The organism is Castellaniella sp. GW247-6E4, from assembly GCF_040276065.1.
Taxonomy (GTDB): domain Bacteria; phylum Pseudomonadota; class Gammaproteobacteria; order Burkholderiales; family Burkholderiaceae_B; genus Castellaniella.
In genome coordinates, this window is sequence record NZ_JBELOI010000007.1 from 18,172 (window position 1) to 35,773 (window position 17,602).

Annotated in this window: 24 protein-coding genes; 20 read left to right on the top strand and 4 right to left on the bottom strand. The window is 65.2% G+C overall.

The window, feature by feature from the left end; all coding sequences use genetic code 11:
- The first annotated feature begins 2 nt into the window (after positions 1-2).
- The 10 genes from rplD to ABS761_RS09870 all read left to right on the top strand — a co-directional run bounded on the left by rplD (position 3) and on the right by ABS761_RS09870 (position 4,619).
- A complete protein-coding gene (rplD, locus tag ABS761_RS09825; protein ID WP_350408138.1) occupies positions 3-626 on the top strand; it encodes a 50S ribosomal protein L4 in 624 nt (207 codons plus the stop codon).
- Entirely contained in the window at positions 623-919 is a 297-nt protein-coding gene (gene rplW / locus ABS761_RS09830) for a 50S ribosomal protein L23 (RefSeq protein ID WP_350408139.1), read from the top strand. Before rplD ends, rplW begins: the two co-directional genes overlap by 4 nt.
- A complete protein-coding gene (gene rplB, locus ABS761_RS09835) occupies positions 920-1,747 on the top strand; it encodes a 50S ribosomal protein L2 (protein WP_350408140.1) in 828 nt (275 codons plus the stop codon).
- Positions 1,748-1,759: 12 nt separating this feature from the next.
- Positions 1,760-2,035, top strand: a complete 276-nt coding sequence (gene rpsS, locus ABS761_RS09840; protein ID WP_350408141.1) for a 30S ribosomal protein S19 — start codon at positions 1,760-1,762, stop codon at positions 2,033-2,035.
- A 3-nt stretch (positions 2,036-2,038) separates the two neighbouring features.
- Complete coding sequence (gene rplV / locus ABS761_RS09845) at positions 2,039-2,368, top strand: 50S ribosomal protein L22 (RefSeq protein ID WP_043678994.1); 330 nt, start codon at positions 2,039-2,041, stop codon at positions 2,366-2,368.
- A gap of 9 nt (positions 2,369-2,377) precedes the next feature.
- Positions 2,378-3,160, top strand: coding sequence for a 30S ribosomal protein S3 (gene rpsC / locus ABS761_RS09850; RefSeq protein ID WP_350408142.1), 783 nt, complete (start codon positions 2,378-2,380; stop codon positions 3,158-3,160).
- A 2-nt stretch (positions 3,161-3,162) separates the two neighbouring features.
- Positions 3,163-3,579 carry a 50S ribosomal protein L16 gene (gene rplP, locus ABS761_RS09855; protein ID WP_350408143.1) on the top strand — a complete coding sequence of 139 codons (417 nt, stop codon included), beginning with the start codon at positions 3,163-3,165 and terminating at the stop codon, positions 3,577-3,579.
- A 9-nt stretch (positions 3,580-3,588) separates the two neighbouring features.
- Positions 3,589-3,780 carry a 50S ribosomal protein L29 gene (rpmC, locus tag ABS761_RS09860; RefSeq protein WP_350408144.1) on the top strand — a complete coding sequence of 64 codons (192 nt, stop codon included), beginning with the start codon at positions 3,589-3,591 and terminating at the stop codon, positions 3,778-3,780.
- Position 3,781: 1 nt separating this feature from the next.
- Positions 3,782-4,060: a 30S ribosomal protein S17 gene (rpsQ, locus tag ABS761_RS09865; RefSeq protein WP_350408145.1), complete on the top strand. Its 279-nt coding sequence runs from the start codon at positions 3,782-3,784 to the stop codon at positions 4,058-4,060.
- A 142-nt stretch (positions 4,061-4,202) separates the two neighbouring features.
- Complete coding sequence (locus ABS761_RS09870; RefSeq protein WP_350408146.1) at positions 4,203-4,619, top strand: ribonucleotide reductase subunit alpha; 417 nt, start codon at positions 4,203-4,205, stop codon at positions 4,617-4,619.
- A gap of 14 nt (positions 4,620-4,633) precedes the next feature.
- Here ABS761_RS09870 and ABS761_RS09875 read toward each other — a convergent pair whose 3' ends face one another.
- From ABS761_RS09875 to ABS761_RS09885, 3 genes are all read right to left on the bottom strand, one after another.
- A complete protein-coding gene (locus tag ABS761_RS09875; protein WP_350408323.1) occupies positions 4,634-6,313 on the bottom strand; it encodes an AMP-binding protein in 1,680 nt (559 codons plus the stop codon).
- A gap of 19 nt (positions 6,314-6,332) precedes the next feature.
- Positions 6,333-8,654: an acyl-CoA dehydrogenase gene (locus ABS761_RS09880; RefSeq protein ID WP_350408147.1), complete on the bottom strand. Its 2,322-nt coding sequence runs from the start codon at positions 8,652-8,654 to the stop codon at positions 6,333-6,335.
- Between the two features lie 69 nt (positions 8,655-8,723).
- Positions 8,724-10,151, bottom strand: coding sequence for an NAD-dependent succinate-semialdehyde dehydrogenase (locus tag ABS761_RS09885; protein WP_350408148.1), 1,428 nt, complete (start codon positions 10,149-10,151; stop codon positions 8,724-8,726).
- A gap of 193 nt (positions 10,152-10,344) precedes the next feature.
- Between ABS761_RS09885 and ABS761_RS09890 the strand changes: the two genes are divergently transcribed.
- Positions 10,345-12,246, top strand: coding sequence for an EAL domain-containing protein (locus tag ABS761_RS09890; protein ID WP_350408149.1), 1,902 nt, complete (start codon positions 10,345-10,347; stop codon positions 12,244-12,246).
- A 49-nt stretch (positions 12,247-12,295) separates the two neighbouring features.
- Here ABS761_RS09890 and ABS761_RS09895 read toward each other — a convergent pair whose 3' ends face one another.
- Positions 12,296-13,057, bottom strand: a complete 762-nt coding sequence (locus ABS761_RS09895; RefSeq protein WP_350408324.1) for a GntR family transcriptional regulator — start codon at positions 13,055-13,057, stop codon at positions 12,296-12,298.
- A 16-nt stretch (positions 13,058-13,073) separates the two neighbouring features.
- On the opposite strand from ABS761_RS09895, the gene ABS761_RS09900 reads away from it, so the two are divergent.
- The 9 genes from ABS761_RS09900 to rpsE all read left to right on the top strand — a co-directional run bounded on the left by ABS761_RS09900 (position 13,074) and on the right by rpsE (position 17,601).
- Complete coding sequence (locus ABS761_RS09900; RefSeq protein WP_350408150.1) at positions 13,074-13,778, top strand: aspartate/glutamate racemase family protein; 705 nt, start codon at positions 13,074-13,076, stop codon at positions 13,776-13,778.
- A 388-nt stretch (positions 13,779-14,166) separates the two neighbouring features.
- Positions 14,167-14,535 (top strand): 50S ribosomal protein L14, encoded by a 369-nt coding sequence (rplN, locus tag ABS761_RS09905; RefSeq protein ID WP_350408151.1) that lies wholly within the window; start codon positions 14,167-14,169, stop codon positions 14,533-14,535.
- A 10-nt stretch (positions 14,536-14,545) separates the two neighbouring features.
- Entirely contained in the window at positions 14,546-14,866 is a 321-nt protein-coding gene (rplX, locus tag ABS761_RS09910) for a 50S ribosomal protein L24 (protein WP_350408152.1), read from the top strand.
- Positions 14,867-14,875: 9 nt separating this feature from the next.
- Positions 14,876-15,415, top strand: coding sequence for a 50S ribosomal protein L5 (rplE, locus tag ABS761_RS09915; RefSeq protein WP_350408153.1), 540 nt, complete (start codon positions 14,876-14,878; stop codon positions 15,413-15,415).
- A 9-nt stretch (positions 15,416-15,424) separates the two neighbouring features.
- The gene (gene rpsN, locus ABS761_RS09920) at positions 15,425-15,730 is read left to right on the top strand and encodes a 30S ribosomal protein S14 (protein WP_350408154.1); all 306 of its coding nucleotides are present in this window, start codon (positions 15,425-15,427) and stop codon (positions 15,728-15,730) included.
- Positions 15,731-15,743: 13 nt separating this feature from the next.
- The gene (gene rpsH, locus ABS761_RS09925; protein ID WP_350408155.1) at positions 15,744-16,139 is read left to right on the top strand and encodes a 30S ribosomal protein S8; all 396 of its coding nucleotides are present in this window, start codon (positions 15,744-15,746) and stop codon (positions 16,137-16,139) included.
- 10 nt (positions 16,140-16,149) lie between these two features.
- On the top strand, positions 16,150-16,683 hold the full coding sequence (gene rplF, locus ABS761_RS09930; protein WP_350408156.1) for a 50S ribosomal protein L6: 534 nt from the start codon (positions 16,150-16,152) through the stop codon (positions 16,681-16,683).
- Between the two features lie 21 nt (positions 16,684-16,704).
- Positions 16,705-17,070, top strand: a complete 366-nt coding sequence (gene rplR, locus ABS761_RS09935) for a 50S ribosomal protein L18 (RefSeq protein ID WP_350408157.1) — start codon at positions 16,705-16,707, stop codon at positions 17,068-17,070.
- Between the two features lie 9 nt (positions 17,071-17,079).
- Positions 17,080-17,601, top strand: a complete 522-nt coding sequence (gene rpsE, locus ABS761_RS09940) for a 30S ribosomal protein S5 (protein ID WP_350408158.1) — start codon at positions 17,080-17,082, stop codon at positions 17,599-17,601.
- The last annotated feature ends 1 nt before the right edge of the window (position 17,602 follow it).

A 17,602-nucleotide genomic window follows, 5' to 3' on the forward strand; every position in this document is an offset into this window, starting at 1 on the left:
TCATGGAACTCAAGCTCCTGAACGATCAGGGTCAGTCGACGGCGACCATCGCCGCTCCGGAAACGGTGTTTGGCCGCGACTTCAACGAGGCGCTGGTCCACCAGGTCGTCGTCGCTTTCCAGGCCAATGCCCGCATGGGCAACCGCGCCCAGAAGGACCGCGGCACCGTCAAGCACTCCACCAAAAAACCCTGGCGCCAGAAAGGCACGGGCCGCGCCCGTTCGGGCATGACCTCCTCGCCGATCTGGCGTGGGGGTGGCCGTGCTTTCCCGAATTCGCCTGACGAGAATTTCAGCCACAAGGTCAACAAGAAAATGTACCGCGCCGGTCTGCGCGCCATTTTCTCGCAGTTGGCCCGCGAGGACCGCATCGCCGTCGTCGAGGCGTTCGCGCTCGAGGCGCCCAAGACCAAGCTGGCCGCAGCCAAGCTCAAGGATCTGGGCGTGAGCGATTCCGTCCTGATCATCACCGATGCCCTGGATGAGAACGTCTATCTGGCCACGCGCAACCTGCCCAATGTGGCCGTCATCGAGACGCGCTATGCCGATCCGCTGTCCCTGATCCACTACAAGAACGTGTTGATCACCAAGCCGGCGATGGCCCAACTCGAGGAGATGCTGGGATGAATGCCGAACGTCTGATGCAAGTCATTCTGGCGCCCGTGGTCACCGAAAAGTCCACGCAGGTCGCTGAAAAGAACAACCAGGTCGCTTTCCGCGTCGTCGCGGACGCCACCAAGCCCGAGATCAAGGCCGCCGTCGAACTGTTGTTCAAGGTCGAGGTCGATTCCGTGCAGGTGGCCAATCGCAAGGGCAAGGAAAAGCGCTTCGGCCGTTTCATCGGCCGTCGCCGCAACGAACGTAAAGCCTACGTCTGCCTCAAGGCCGGCCAGGAAATCGACTTTACGGAGGTGAACTAAATGGCACTCGTCAAAGTCAAGCCGACGTCCGCCGGCCGCCGGGGCATGATCAAGGTCGTGCACCCCGAGCTGCACAAAGGTCCGGGCCATGCCCCTCTGCTGGAAAAGCAATCGCGCAACTCGGGCCGCAACCATAACGGCCACATCACGGTTCGCCACAGGGGCGGCGGTCATAAGCAGCACTACCGCATCGTCGATTTCCGTCGCAACAAGGACGGCATCGCAGCCAAGGTCGAGCGCCTGGAATACGACCCCAACCGCACCGCGCACATCGCGCTGCTGTGCTATGCCGATGGCGAGCGCCGCTACATCATCGCTCCGCGCGGCCTCGAGGTCGGCGCCAAGGTGGTTTCTGGCTCCGACGCCCCCATCCGCACCGGCAACACCCTGCCGATCCGTGCCATTCCGGTTGGGGCCACGATCCACTGCATCGAGATGCAGCCGGGCAAGGGCGCTCAAATGGCCCGTTCGGCCGGTGCCTCGGCCGTCCTGCTGGCCCGTGAGGGTGTCTACGCTCAGGTCCGTCTGCGCTCCGGCGAGGTTCGTCGCGTGCACATCGATTGCCGTGCGACCATCGGCGAAGTCGGCAATGGCGACCACAGCCTGCGTCAGATCGGCAAGGCCGGCGCGATGCGCTGGCGCGGCGTGCGTCCGACGGTGCGTGGCGTAGCCATGAACCCGGTGGATCACCCGCATGGTGGCGGCGAAGGCCGCACCGGCGAAGGCCGCGAACCCGTCAGCCCGTGGGGTACTCCCGCCAAGGGCTATCGGACCCGTCGTAACAAGCGCACAGATAATATGATTGTCTCGCGCCGCAAGCGCAAGTAAGGGGCGAACACTATGTCACGTTCGATCAAAAAAGGCCCGTTCGTCGACGCGCATCTGATCAAGAAGGTCGATGCCGCCGTCGGAGGCAAAGAGAAAAAGCCGATCAAAACCTGGTCGCGCCGTTCCACCATCCTGCCCGAGTTCATTGGGCTGACGATTGCCGTGCACAACGGCCGCCAGCACGTTCCCGTGTACATCAACGAGAACATGGTCGGCCACAAGCTCGGCGAGTTCGCCCTGACCCGGACGTTCAAGGGTCACGCGGCTGACAAAAAGTCCAAGAGGTAAGTGATGGAAACTACAGCAGTCATCCGTGGTGTCCACATTTCCGCGCAAAAGACCCGCCTGGTGGCGGACCTGATCCGTGGAAAGTCGGTCGCGCACGCGCTGAACATCCTGACGTTCAGCCCCAAGAAGGCGGCGGGCATCCTCAAGAAAGCCCTTGAGTCGGCCATCGCCAACGCCGAGCACAACGACGGCGCCGACATCGACGAACTCAAGGTCACCACGATCTACGTGGACAAGGCCCAGTCGATGAAGCGCTTTTCCGCGCGCGCCAAGGGCCGCGGCAATCGCATCGAAAAGCAGACCTGCCACATCGTGGTCAAGGTCGGGGCGTAAGGAGTCACAATGGGACAGAAAATTCACCCGATTGGGTTCCGCCTCGCGGTCAACCGTAACTGGACTTCGCGCTGGTACGCCAACGACAAAACCTATGGCAGCATGCTCGCCGAGGACATCCGCGTTCGTGAATACCTGAAAAAGAAGCTCAAGAGCGCCTCGGTCGGGCGCGTCGTCATCGAACGCCCGGCCAAGAACGCCCGCATCACCGTGTACTCGGCCCGCCCTGGCGTGGTCATCGGTAAGCGCGGCGAGGACATCGAGAACCTGAAGATCGACCTGCAGCGCCTGATGGGCGTGCCGGTGCACGTCAATATCGAGGAAATCCGCAAGCCTGAGACCGATGCGCAACTGATCGCCGATTCGATCGCCCAGCAGCTCGAAAAGCGCATCATGTTCCGCCGCGCGATGAAGCGCGCGATGCAGAACGCCATGCGCCTGGGCGCTCAGGGCATCAAGATCATGAGCGCCGGCCGTCTGAACGGCATCGAGATCGCCCGTACCGAGTGGTATCGCGAAGGTCGGGTGCCCCTGCACACCTTGCGCGCCAACATCGATTACGGCACGTCCGAGGCGCAGACGACCTACGGGATCATCGGAATCAAGGTCTGGGTCTACAAGGGCGACATGCTGCCCAACGGCGAAATGCCGCCGGAAACGGCCGCGCCGCGCGACGAGGAACGTCGTCCGCGCCGTGCCCCGCGCAGCGATCGTCCCGGCCGCCCCGGCGGCCGTGGTCGTGGCCCGCGCAAGGATGCCGCCTCGGCGGCCCCGGCGCCTGAAGGAGAATAAACATGTTGTCACCCTCTCGCAGGAAATACCGCAAAGAGCAAAAGGGCCGCAATACCGGCCTGGCCACGCGCGGAGCTCAGGTTTCCTTTGGCGAGTTCGGTCTGAAGGCCACCGGTCGTGGCCGTTTGACCGCCCGCCAGATCGAGGCTGCCCGTCGCGCCATCAACCGCCACATCAAGCGTGGTGGCCGCATCTGGATCCGCATTTTCCCGGACAAGCCCATTTCGCAGAAGCCCGCCGAAGTCCGTATGGGTAAAGGCAAGGGTAATCCGGAATTCTGGGTCGCCGAAATTCAGCCGGGCAAGGTGCTCTACGAGATGGAGGGCGTCAGCGAGGACCTCGCGCGCGAAGCCTTCCGCCTGGCCGCTGCCAAGCTGCCGATCGCCACGACCTTCGTGTCGCGTCGCGTCGGCGCCTAAGGAACCATCATGAAAGCCAGTGAACTTCGTACCAAGGACGCCGCCGGGCTGCAGGCTGAGCTCGAAAGCCTGCTGAAGGCGCAATTCAACCTGCGCATGCAGCGTGCCACCCAGCAGCTTTCCAACACCAGTCAATTGGGCAAGGTGCGCCGCGACATCGCGCGCATCCGCACCGTCATGGCCCAGAACGCAGGAAAGTAAAATGACCGAAACTCAAAAAGACACGAGCAAGCGTCAGCGCACGCTGGTCGGCAAGGTCGTCAGCAACAAGATGGACAAGACCGTCGTGGTCAGCGTCCAGACCCGCGTCAAGCACCCTGTGCTGGGCAAGTTCGTCAACCGCTCTGCCAAGTACAAGGCGCACGACGAGACCAATCAGTACAACGAGGGCGATACCGTGGAAATCGCCGAAGGCCGTCCCATCAGCAAGTCCAAGTCCTGGACCGTGGTGCGCCTGCTCGAGGCCGCGCGCATCATCTGAAGCACGCCGCTCCGCATACAGCCCCGTCGGCAATGCCTACGGGGCTGTTTTTTTGGTGGCCCGCTCCGGGAACGCGGGATAAAGCGTCCTCTGTTCCTTTGCTACACTGGGCCGCATCTCTCCTGGCGCCGAGGGCCACATCATGGACATTACCTGTTTCGACGACTTGCTCGTGGCCGCGCGCGGGCAGCCCGACCCCCAGCGGCTGTTGTTCGTGTTCGTGGACAGCGCCTTGCCAGCCGATGCCAGCGCGGCTCAGAAAGCGGCCCATGCGCGTGGCGAGGGCGGCGAGCTCACCCCGGTGCTGTGCGTGGACAAGACCCCGGCAGAATTGAGTGACTTTGCCGCGCTGGCGGCGGAGTCCGCCCATACCGGCAAGGGCTGGCGCCTGGTCTTCGTGGCGGCCATGGCCGATGCCGGCGTACCCGGGACCGCCGAGGGGCGCCGGCGGGTGGACGAGGCTTTGCAGCGGATGGTCCAGATGGTGAAATACGGTACGATCAGCAGCTTGCTCGCCTTCGATCACGCGGGCGATCCAGTGACGTTTTCACCCGTCTGATTCCCTTTCACGGATCAGGCCTTTGGCGGCGCGGCCTCCTCCTTGAGCGCGCGTCGCAGGATCTTGCCGACGTTGCTGCGCGGCAGGCTTTCGCGGAACTCCACGTGCCGGGGCACCTTGTAGCCTGCCAGCAGCGTGCGGCAATGGGCGATCACCTCGGCCTCGGTCAGGGCGGGATTCTTGCGCACCACATAGAGCCTGACCTCCTCGCCGGAGGTCGCGCTGGGCATGCCGATGGCGGCGGCCTCGAGAATGCCCGGGTGCTCCATGGCGGCGGCCTCGACCTCGTTGGGATAGACGTTGAAACCGGACACCAGGATCATGTCCTTTTTGCGATCGAGGATGAAGACATAGCCCTGCTCGTTCATGGATCCAATGTCGCCCGTCATGAGGAAACCGTCGGTGTCGAATGTCTTGGCGGTCTCTTCGGGCCGGTTCCAGTATCCGGCAGTGACTTGTGGGCCCTTGACGCAAATCTCGCCCGGCTGGCCGATGGGGACGTCCTGGCCGTTCTCGCGTATCCTCAGGTCGGTCGAGGGCACCGGCAGGCCAATCGATCCATTGAAGACGATCCGGTCCAGGGGGTTGATCGTCACGGCTGGCGAGGTCTCGGTCAGGCCGTAGGCCTGGGCGATGGGCCGGCCGGTGACCTTGAGCCAGTGTTGTGCGACCGCATCCTGCACCGCCATGCCTCCGCCCAGCGAGATGCGCAGGTGGCTGAAGTCCAGGCGCGCGAAATCGGGATGGTTGGCCAGGGCGTTGAACAGGGTGTTGACCCCGGTGAACGCGGTGAAGCGCACCGTGCCCATGGCCTTGATCAGCGACCGGATGTCGCGCGCGTCGACGATCAGCAGGTTGCTGGCCCCCAGCTTGAAGAACGTCAGACAATTCGCGGTCAGCGCAAAGATATGGTAGAGGGGGAGCGCGGTGACGATGCACTCGTGCTCGCCCTCGCAATAGGGCTGTACCCAGGCATGGGCCTGGCAGACGTTGGACACCAGATTGCCGTGGCTGAGCATGGCGCCCTTGGCCACGCCGGTGGTGCCCCCGGTATATTGCAGCGCCGCCAGGTCCTCGTGGGTCAGATCGGGGCGGGTGTAGGTCTGGCGGGCCCCCTCGGCCAGGACCTCGGGCAGGCGCTGCGCGCCCGGGATGCGCCAAGGCGGCACCAGGCGCTTGAGGTGGCGCACGACCAGATTCGTGAGCGGGCCGCGCGGCCAGCCCAGGAGGTCGCCCAGCGCGGTGACCACCACGCGCCGGACCGCCGTGCCATCCATGGCGGCCTGCAGCGTGTGCGCGAAATTCTCGGCCACGATCACGGTTTCCGCACCCGAATCGACGAGTTGGTGGTTCAGCTCGCGGGCGGTGTACATGGGGTTGGTGTTGACGATCGCGGCGCCCGCCATCAGGGTGCCGAACAGGCAGACGGGGTATTGCAACAGATTGGGCATCATGAGGGCCACCCGATCGCCCTTGCCGACCCCCTGGGATTGCAGCCAGGCGGCAAAGCGCTGGGCGAGCGCGTGGGTCTCGGCGTAGCTCAGGGATGCACCCAGGCTGAGGTAGGCCGTGTTGCCGGCGTAGCGCCGGCAACAGTCCTCGAACAGGTGGACCAGGGAGGCATGGGCCCGGGCCTGGTCGGTGATGTCGGCCGGGACTCCCTTGGGGTAATGTGGCAGCCAGATGCGCTCCATATCCTTCATTCAGACCTCTTTAGTGTGCGGGGCCGCTCAGGTCCCTGGGGAAATCGTCCACGGCGATGACCCGGTCGCGCAGCGCGTTGCGCTCGGCGATGCGGCGGTGGTCCTCGTCGGAAATGCCGCCGGCCGCATGGACGGCATCGGCGATGTCGCGCACGTTGGCGCGCGGATCGGCGGGATCGATGCGGCCGGATTTCTCGAACGCGCGGATGCGCTTGTCGATCTCGAGCGTATCGTGGGTGGCGAGGAAGGCGGCCTCGATGGCGCCCAGGGGCTCGTCGGTGTCCCGGGGTGCGTAGACGCCGCCGGTCAGGCGGTCTCGCGTGCCGCCGGGATGGATCAGGGTATCAGTCACGGCCCGCGCCAGGGCGTCGGACGGCGCCCGGAAGGGCCGGCCCCACGGAAAGAGGGCGATGCGCAACGCGCAGGCGAGCGCGCGGTGGGGGAAGTTGTCGAGCAGGGCCAAGGCGGCGTCCTGCATGCGGCAGAATGCATCCTGAATCGCCCAGTGCGCCAGCGGCGCGTCCGCCGCTTGGCGGCCCTCGTCCTGGTAGCGTTTGAGCGTGGCTGACACCAGGACCATCTGCGACAGTATGTCGCCCAGCCGCGCGGACAGACTCTCGCGGCGTTTGAGCGTGCCGCCCAGCGTCAGCATGGCCGCTTCCGCGAGCGTGGCAAAGGCCTCCGAGAACCGTGTGAGCTGCCGGTAATAGCGGACCATTTCGGGGGCTACCGCCGCATCCGGCCCCGCCAGCCGGGCCCCGGTCAGGCCATGGCCGATCGCGCGCAGGGCGTTGCGCAGGCCGTGGCGTGTGTGAGCCCAGAACGCCTGGTCGAAATCCCGCAGGCCCTGCTCGGCGTCCTCGGCCTGCGCCGCGTGCATCTCGGCCAGCACGTAGGGGTGGCAGCGGATGGCGCCCTGCCCGAAGATGATCAAGCTGCGGGTCAGGATGTTGGCGCCCTCGACCGTGATGCCGACCGGCAGTTGCTGGTAGGCGCGCCCCAGGAAGTTCGCGGGGCCCAGGCAGATGCCTTTGCCCCCGATCACATCCATGCCGTCATTGACGACGATGCGGCCCCGCTCGGTCACATGGTATTTCACGATGCCCGACAGGACCGCGGGCTTTTCGCCCAGGTCGACCCCGCCCGCGGTCATGACGCGCGCCGCGTCCATCATGTAAGTGTGGCCGCCGATGCGCGCCAGCGCCTCGGTGACCCCTTCGAAGTGATGGATGCGTGTGCGGAATTGATCGCGCACCATGCTGTAGGCCCCCACCGCGCGCGCGGTGAGCTGGGCCATGCCGGCGTAGGACGAGGGCAGCGAGATCGAGCGCCCGGCGGCGAGGCACTCCATCAGCATGCGCCAGCCCTGGCCGACCATCGCCGGGCCGCCGATGATGAACTCGAGCGGCATGAACACGTCGTGGCCGCGTGTCGGGCCGTTCATGAACATGGCATCCAGTGGCAGGTGCCGGCGGCCGGTCTCCACCCCCGGGTGATCGGCGGGCACCAGCGCGCATGTGATGCCGATATCGCGCGGCCCGCCCAGCAGGCCGTCGGGATCGGTCAGGCGAAAGGCCAGTCCCAGGATCGTGCAGACCGGGCCAAGCGTGATGTAGCGTTTGTCCCAGGTGACGCGCATGCCGATGACTTCCCGGCCCTGCCATTGCCCTTTGCAGACGACGCCGTGGTCGGGGATGGCGGCCGCGTCCGATCCCGCCCAGGGACTGGTCAGCGCAAAGGCGGGGACGTCCTCGCCGGCGGCCAGGCGCGGCAGATAGCGGTTCTTTTGTTCCTCGGTGCCGTAGTGCAATAACAGTTCCGCCGGCCCCAGCGAGTTGGGTACCATCACGCTCACCGACAGGGCCGAACTGCGCGTCGACAGCTTCAGAACCACGGCCGAGTGCGCCAGGGCCGAGAATCCCAGGCCACCATAGGCTTTGGGAATGATCATGCCGAGGAACCCATGGGCCTTGATGTACTCCCAGGCCTCCGGCGGCAAGTCGTAGTCCTTGCGGGTGATGCGCCAGTCGTCGACCATGGCGCACAGAACCTCGACCTCGTGGTCGAGGAAGGATTGCTCCTCCTGGCTGAGCCTCGGCGCGGGGATGGCGTGCAGCGCCCGCGCGCTGGGGCGGCCCCGGAACAGCTCGCCCTCCCACCATACTGTGCCCGCCTCCAGCGCCTCGCGTTCGGTATCGGACATGCGCGGCAGGATTCGGCGGAACACGCCGTAGAGCGGGCGGCTGACGTAGCGGATGCGCAGGTCCTCGCGGCCCAGAACGAGGGCGGCTGCGGCGAGGACCAGCAGAAGCAGGATGAGCAACGCAGTCATGATCGGGTCTCCTTGGCGGCGCGTGGGCGGCCGGCGGGTTTCTAGTCTCGTGTTTTATCAAACACGAGACTAGAGTTGGGTGACGAACTTGGTGACGAGGTAGCCGTCAAAGGTTTCGCTGCCGCCTTCGCTGCCGATGCCGCTGTCCTTGACGCCGCCAAAGGGGGTCTCGGGCAGGGCGGAGCCGAAATGGTTGATGTTGACCATGCCCGATTCCAGTTCCTGCGATGCGCGGTGCGCCATGTGCAGGCTGCGGGTGAACACGTACGCCGACAGGCCGAAGGGCAGCGAATTGGCCCGCCGCAGGGCGTCGTCCGGATCGCTGAAACGGCTGATGGGCGCGATCGGGCCGAAGGGCTCCTCGGTCATCAGCAGGGCGTCGTCGGGCAGCCCGCCGATCACCGTGGGTTCGAAAAAGAACCCCGGCCTGTCCAGTCGCGAGCCGCCCAGCAGCACCTCGCCGCCGCGCGCGCGGGCATCCTCGATGAAACGTTCCATGGCTGGAATGCGCCGCTCGTGCGCGAGAGGGCCCATGTCGGTGTCCGGCGCCAAGCCGTCGCCCACGCGCACACCGCGCAGTTCATCGAGGAAGGCCTCGACGAAGGCGTCGTAGGCGCCGTCCTGGACGTAGAACCTGGTCGGCGAGACGCACACCTGCCCGGCATTGCGGACCTTGAAGCGCGCGAGCTGGCGCGCCGCGCGCGGCGCGTCGGCATCGTCGAACACCAGCACTGGCGAGTGGCCGCCGAGCTCCATGGTGACGCGCTTCATGTGCGCGCCGGCCAGCGCAGCGAGCTGTTTACCCACCGGCACCGAGCCGGTGAACGAGACCTTGCGTACGATGGGCGAGCGGATCAGGGTGTCCGACACCTCGGCGGGCACCCCCCAGACCACGTTGAGCACCCCTGGGGGCAGCCCGGCGTCGTGGAACATGCGGGCGATGGCCATGACGGCGCTGGGCGCGTCCTCCGGCCCCTTGAGGATGATGGTGCAGCCCGCGCCGACGGCCGCGCAAATCTTGCGGATGGCCTGGTTGTAGGGGAAGTTCCAGGGGGTGAATGCCGCGCACACGCCCACCGGTTCGCGCAGCACCATCTGGCGCACCTCGGGCTTGCGCGCCGGGATGACGCGCCCATAGATGCGCCGGCATTCCTCGGCGTGCCAGTCGGCATGGTCGGCGCAGGCGATGATCTCGCCGCGCGACTCGGCCAGCGGCTTGCCCTGGTCCAGCGTCAGGGCCTGGGCGATGTCCTCGGCGCGTTCGCGGGTCAGTTGCCCGACTCGGCGCAGGATGGCCGAGCGTTCCATCGGCGAGCTGTGGCGCCACTGGCCAAAGGCGCGCTGAGCGGCCGCGAGGGCGCGCTGCAGGTCCTCGGGGCGGGCGTGGGGGAGGTGTCCCAGGACCTCGCCGGTGGCGGGGTTGACGACGTCCTGCTCGTGGCGGCCTTCACCACCCAGGAATTCGCCGTCGATGTAAAGGGCGAGGGGGGCATACATGCGATTGTTCTCCTGAATATCCGATGATAGCTCGCAGCCCCGGCCGCACGGGACCCCGGCGCGGACGCTTTGTCTGGAACCACAGGTAACGCGCGCGCCTCGATACTGTCAAGCTTGGGGGGATTTTCTTGGGGTTTTGGGTCGCAGAGGATACACTGCTGGGCAGTTCATTCAGGCACGGCATCTGGACAGTATGGCTTCCTTGCGGCAACTCCTGGTGATTTCCTCGATCGTCATCGCCTGCATCCTGGTGGGCATGCTCGCCATGGGCCTGAGCATGATGAGCCGCAGCCTGCAGATTCAGTCTCAGGCCGATAGCGAAAACGCGGTGGCGACCCTGGCCTTGGCTCTGCAGGGCCAGCCCGATGCCGCTGCGCGCGCCCGGGTGCTGGATGCGGCGTTCCAGCAAGGCCGCTTCCAGACGCTGCGTCTGGAATCCGCCGATGGCGGTCCGGTGTACGAGGGTACGCACAGCGGCGGCACCGTGGGCGATGCGCCGGCCTGGTTCGCCGGCCTGGCCGCGGCCAAGCCGCACGTCGCGCAGCGGCGCCTCGCGGATGGCGCCTCCCTCGGCCTGGTCATGGATCCCCGCCCCGGGCTCGACGCACTGTGGGCCCATGCGGTCCAGTGGGCCTTGTTGGCCCTGGGCATCGCCGCCTTCTGGGCACTGTTCGCGGCGGCCCTGATCGCGCGCCTGCACCGCGAGTTCGGCGAACTGGCGGGAGGCGCGCCCGAGATCAAGGTCACGGATTCCGCGCCTGCCGATGCGGCCGAACTCATCGATGTGGTGGACGATCGCGTCCCGCCTACCGTCGACGAGCAGCTCGCACGCATCGAGATCCTGGAAATCGAGCTCAATCGCGACCCGGTCACGGGCTTGGCCAACCGCGCCTACTTCCTCAATGCGCTCAAGCGCCTGCTGCGCGACGACACGCGCCAGGGCGCGGTCAGCGGCTATATCCTGCTGATGCGCCAGCGCGACATGGCCCGCATCCAGAACCAGACCCCGCGCGGCGAGGTCGACGACTGGCTGCGCCTGCTGGGCCAGCGCCTGACCGCAACCATCGATGAGTATCCCGCCACGCAATCCCTTGTGGCGCGCCTGAACGGCGCGGACTTCGTGGTGCTGTTCCCGGTGGGCGGCGGCCCCGAGGTCATGCGTCCGATCCAGCGGCTGCGCCAGGTACTCGACACGCTGCGCCTGCCGCTCGACAGCCACAACCTGTCGCGCTGGGCGCTGGCCCTGACCGACTACACTGCCCAGTGCACCACCAAAGAGGTCCTGACCCGCTTGGATCTGGCCCTGATGTGCGCCGAGAGTGCCGGCCATGCCGAGGTCGAGTTCATGTCCCATGCCGACCGCCAGGACGACGTTCCGCTGTTCGGCGAAGCCTCCTGGCGCGCACTGATCGGCCAGGCCTTGGCGCACGACCGCTTCAAGCTGGACGCCCGGCCGGTCCTCTATGAGGGCGACGAGATCGGGGCTCGTTATGAGGCCACCCTCAGTCTGCACGAGGACGATCCGGGGCAGCCCGCGATTTCGGGCTTCCTGTTCATGCCCGCCGCCCAGCGTCTGGGCCTGTCCGCCGCCTGCGACCTGCGTGCCATTGCCTTGGGGCTGGGATGGCTGGGCGCCCATGAGGGCGCCCTGGTGGTGCGGGCCTCGGTCGCTTCCCTGCTCGACGGTCATTTCCGCGACGAGGCCGCGCAGTTGCTGCGGCGCGGGGACGAGGACCTCGCGCCGCGCCTGGCGATCGAGCTCGACGCCTACGGTCTGGTGCATCATCCCGAGGTGTTCAAGGCCTTCGCCCAGGCCGTGATGGCGGCGGGCAGCCACGTCGGCCTGCGAGGCCTGGACATGCAGACCGAGGCCCTGCAGCATATCCATGAGGTCGATTTCACCTATGTGAAGCTGGGTGGCAGCCTGGTGCGCAACCTCGTGTCCAGCCCCGGCGGTGCCCAGATCCTGATTGCGGTCACCGAGACTGCCATCGGGATGGGGATGAAGGTCTATGTGGACGACGTCGAGGACGCGCGCGCGCGCCGCATGGTCGAGGAATATGGGGCTTTGCCCCGGGCCGTCCAGCCAGCCTGACCCCGCCCGCGGATTCGTCGGCACCCCTGGTCGGCACGACTCTGGAGTTTTATGACCACTTCATCTTCGGCTCGGCCGCCTTGCTGCGCCGCTCCAGCGCCCGCAGGAATATCTGATGCACGTCCACGCGGCCGGCGCGCTGCGGCGGTCCTTGCAGCCGGGTTTCGATCAACGACAGGTGGGACATCATGGCGTGGTGGGCCTCGTACATATCGCGTTTGGCCAGGGCCGACAGGATGACGCGATGCTCGTGGCACGAACAGAACGCCGCATTGCTGGGATCGAGAAAGGCCGAGAACAGGTTGGACTTGGACAGCAAGGCATCCAACTGCTGAGTGATCAAGGGATTACCGATGAACTGCGCCAGCATCCTGTGAAAATGAGAGGTCTCCAGAATGAAATCGGAGCGGCTGCCTGTTTCGGCCAGTTGCTGCTCGATCCGCATGTGATCTTCGAGCATGCGCAGCTCGTGGTCGTTGATGCGCTCGCACAGCGTCACGCAGATGCCCGACTCGAGCACCCGGCGCGCACCGAACAGTTCGCGGGCGTTCTCGAGGGTTGGTTTCGGGACGATGGTGCCGATATATGGGACGATCTCGAGGACATTCTCGTAGCCCAGGCGCCTGAGGACCTTGCGCAGGCGCTCGCGCGTCACGCCGAACAGCGGGGCGAGGCGGGCCTCCGGCAGCCGCGTGCCGGCCGGGACTTGCCCCGAGAGGATCGTCTCCTTGATGATGCTGTAGATGTCTTCCTCAGAGTATGAAGACCCATCCGGATGCGCTGCCCTGGTTTGCTCCTCGCCTGTTTTCATATTCACGACTGACTGAATGACGATGCATATACAGATACTGAATCCGAATGCGCAGACCGACATCGCGCCCCGCTTGGCCGACCTCGTGCGTGCGCGCTGCGAGGGCGATGCCACGGTCGCGTGGCAGACGCTGGAACACGCCCCCGCTTATCTGGACCACCCCGGCGCGCTTGCCGCCCTGGTGCCCGACATGCGTCGGGCGCTGCAGTGCGCCGTGCCACGACCGGATCTGGCCCTGGTGGCGTGTTTCAGTGATGCGCGGCGCGAACTGGCGGAGGGGTCTGCGCCTTTTCCGGTATTCACGATCGCTGACTACAGTATCATAGCCCTGGGCTTGCGCGGCCAGCCGTTTTCCATTGTCACCGGCGGGACCGCATGGGTCGGACCTATACGCGACCATGTCCATGCGCTGGGCTTCGCGGATTTGCTCTCGAGCGTGCGCGCCAGCCCGGGCAATGCCCTGCAGATCATGAGGCCCGGCAGCGACGCCCGCCGCGCGTTCGACGCCTTGCTGGATGCCTGTGTCGCCGAGGACGGCGCCGCTGGCGTGCTGCTGGCGGGCGGGGGATTCATCGGTGCCGGGCCCGTGTTCAGGATGCAGCGAAGCACGGACGGGCTCTTCGATTGCGGCGAGCTTGCAGCCGAGGTGGCCGGTCGAATCGTTGCCGGGCGCCTCGACTGCACAAGCCCCGCCGCCCTGATCGATGGCCTGCGGCCCTGAGGCGGCTACACGCTCCGCAGGTCCGTCCGATGTCGGTGCCACACGGTCTGTTTCGGCACCTCTGATATTGGGCTAGGCTTTGGCTTGCATGCGCCTAATCTTTATTCTATAATTTCTGTCTTGTCTGTGTTGTAGTTGCGAGACTATTGGTTGCGGGTCCTCTTTTGATTTGGGGAAATGTGGCTGATTGGGCTTTTGCCGATCACGCGGGCGATGGCAGTAACCTTATTTTTGTAGTGCCTTGCAAAGCCCCTTGGGATTTGCGCGTGCTACGAATGGCAAGATTTCAACCCAGGGCCGACGCGGCTTTTCGTGCCGGCTTGACGGGACCAAAACTGGCTGCGTTGCCTTACAGGGGCTTCGTCGTTAAGTTGGAACAGGAAAAATCATGATCCAAATGCAGACCACGCTGGACGTGGCCGACAACACCGGTGCGCGGACCATTATGTGCATCAAGGTGCTGGGCGGCTCCAAGCGCCGTTATGCCGCTATCGGTGACATCATCAAGGTCACCGTAAAAGAAGCGGCGCCCCGCGGGCGCGTCAAGAAAGGCGAAATTTACAATGCCGTGGTGGTGCGTACCGCCAAGGGTGTGCGCCGCAAGGACGGTTCGCTGATCCGCTTCGGCGGCAACGCCGCCGTGTTGCTCAACGCCAAGCTCGAGCCCATCGGCACGCGCATCTTCGGACCGGTCACGCGCGAACTGCGGACTGAAAAGTTCATGAAGATCGTGTCCCTGGCGCCCGAAGTGCTGTAAGGAGCAGATCATGCAAAACATTCGCAAAGGCGACGAAGTCATTGTCCTCAGCGGGCGCGACCGCAGCCGCCGCGGCACCGTGCTGCGGCGCGTGGGTCCCGACCATGTCCTGGTCGAAGGCATCAACGTCGTCAAGAAGCACACCCGTGGCAATCCCATGGCCGGCACCCAGGGTGGCATCGTCGACAAGACCATGCCCATCCATGTCTCGAACGTTGCGATCTACAACCCCGAGACCGGCAAGGCCGATCGCGTGGGCGTCAAGGTCGTGGACGGCGCCAAGGTCCGTATTTTCCGTTCCAGCGGCGCTGTCGTTGGCGCGAAGGCTTAAGGGGCAATCATGGCTCGTTTACAAGACTTCTACCGCAGCAAGGTTGCGACCGACTTGCAGGCCAAGTTCGGCTATAAGTCCATCATGCAGGTGCCGCGCATCACCAAGATCACCCTGAACATGGGGGTGTCCGAGGCTGTGGCCGACAAGAAAATCATCGAGAACGCGGTCTCCGACCTGACCAAGATCTCTGGTCAGAAGCCCGTGGTCACCAAGACCCGCAAGGCCATTGCCGGGTTCAAGATTCGCGAAGACTATCCGATCGGCTGCATGGTCACCCTGCGCGGACAGCGCATGTACGAATTCCTGGATCGCCTGGTCGCCGTGGCCCTGCCGCGCGTGCGTGACTTCCGGGGTGTTTCGGGCCGGGCCTTCGATGGGCGTGGCAACTACAACATCGGTGTCAAGGAACAGATCATTTTCCCTGAAATCGAATACGACAAGATCGACGCAGTGCGCGGGATGAACATCAGCATCACCACCACCGCCAAGACCGACGAGGAAGCCAAGGCGCTGCTGAGCGCATTCAGCTTCCCTTTCCGCAACTAAGGGGCTGACGTGGCAAAACTTTCCCTCATCAATCGCGATATCAAGCGCGCCAAGCTGGCCGAGAAGTTCGCGGCCAAGCGCGCGGCCCTCAAGGCGATCATCGACGATCAGTCCAGGTCCGACGAGGACCGCTACCAGGCTCGCCTGCAGCTGCAACAGTTGCCGCGCAATTCCAGCCCGTCGCGCCAGCGCAACCGCTGCGTCGTGACCGGCCGTTCTCGTGGCGTCTTCAGCAAATTCGGCCTGACGCGCCACAAACTGCGCGAGATGGCCATGCGCGGCGAAATCCCCGGCATGACCAAGGCCAGCTGGTAAGAGGAATAACACCATGAGCATGAGCGATCCCATCGCCGATATGCTGACCCGCGTGCGCAACGCGCAGCAGGTCAACAAGACGTCGGTTTCCATGCCCTCCTCCAAGCTGAAGGCGGCCATTGCCGCCGTGCTCAAGGACGAAGGCTACATCGAGGACTTCCATATCGGCGGCGAACAGGCCAAGCCGGTGCTGGAAATCACCCTTAAATACTATGCCGGCCGCCCGGTGATCGAGCGCATCGACCGCGTCTCGCGCCCCGGCCTGCGCATCTACAAGAGCAGCGCCACGATTCCCCACGTCATGAACGGCCTGGGCGTGGCGATCGTCTCGACCCCGCGTGGCGTGATGACGGACCGCAAGGCCCGCGCCAACGGCGTGGGCGGCGAAGTGCTCTGCTACGTGGCATAAGGAGGACGACATGTCGCGTATCGCTAAATATCCCGTTGCGCTGCCCAAGGGCGTGGACGCCACGATCAGCGCCGGGCAAATCGTCGTCAAGGGCCCGTTGGGCACCCTGACTCAAGGCCTGACCGGCGAGGTCCGCATCGGCCAAGAGGACGGTCAATTGACGTTTGTCGCCGCCAACGAGTCCCGCCAGGCCAATGCCATGTCGGGCACCGTGCGTGCGCTGGTGGCCAATATGGTCACGGGCGTGAGCGCCGGCTTCGAGCGCAAGCTGAACCTGGTGGGCGTGGGATTCCGCGCCCAGGTCCAGGGCAATGCCCTCAAACTCCAGCTTGGTTTCTCGCACGACATCCTCCACGAGATCCCCGCGGGGATCAAGATCGAGTGCCCGACCCAGACAGAAATCGTCGTCAAGGGCTCCGACAAGCAGGTTGTCGGTCAGGTGGCCGCCGAAATTCGCGCCTATCGCGAACCCGAGCCCTACAAGGGCAAGGGTGTGCGCTATGCCGACGAGCGGGTCATCATCAAAGAAACGAAAAAGAAATAAACGCGCAGGCAAGGACGAATCATGGACAAGAAACTCTCGCGTTTGCGTCGTGCCGTGGCCACCCGCCGCAAGATTCACGAATTGCGCGTGCATCGCCTATCGGTACACCGCACGAATCTGCACATCTACGCCAACATCATTTCGCCGGAAGGCGATCGTGTGCTCGTCAGCGCCTCGACGCTCGAGCCCGAGGTCCGCAAGGAACTCGCCAGCCAGAAAGCCAACGGCGGCAACACCGCCGCGGCGGGTCTGGTCGGCAAGCGCGTGGCTGAGAAAGCCAAGGCTGCCGGCATCGAACTCGTCGCCTTCGACCGCTCCGGCTTCCGTTACCATGGCCGCGTCAAGGCGCTGGCCGATGCCGCGCGTGAAGCCGGCTTGAAGTTCTAAGGGAATCAAATGGCTAAAGCACAAGGCAAGCACGCCCCGGAGCAGGAACGCGACGATGGCATGCGTGAAAAGATGATTGCGGTCAACCGCGTCAGCAAGGTCGTCAAGGGCGGCCGCACGATGAGCTTCGCCGCCCTGACCGTCGTCGGCGACGGCGACGGCCGTATCGGCATGGGCAAGGGCAAGGCGCGCGAGGTTCCCGTTGCCGTTCAAAAGGCCATGGAACAGGCCCGTCGCGGTCTGGTCAAGGTTGCCCTCAAGAACGGTACGCTGCATCACACCGTGGTCGGCAAGCACGGCGCCTCGACGGTGCTGATCTCGCCGGCCGCCGAGGGAACCGGCGTGATCGCCGGCGGCCCGATGCGCGCGATCTTCGAGGTGATGGGCGTGCGCAACGTGGTGGCCAAGAGCCTGGGCTCGAGCAACCCGTACAACATGGTCCGCGCCACCCTCAATGGCTTGCGCGCGTGCTCCACCCCGGCGGAGATCGCTGCCAAGCGCGGCAAGTCCGTCGAAGAGATCCTGGGGTAAA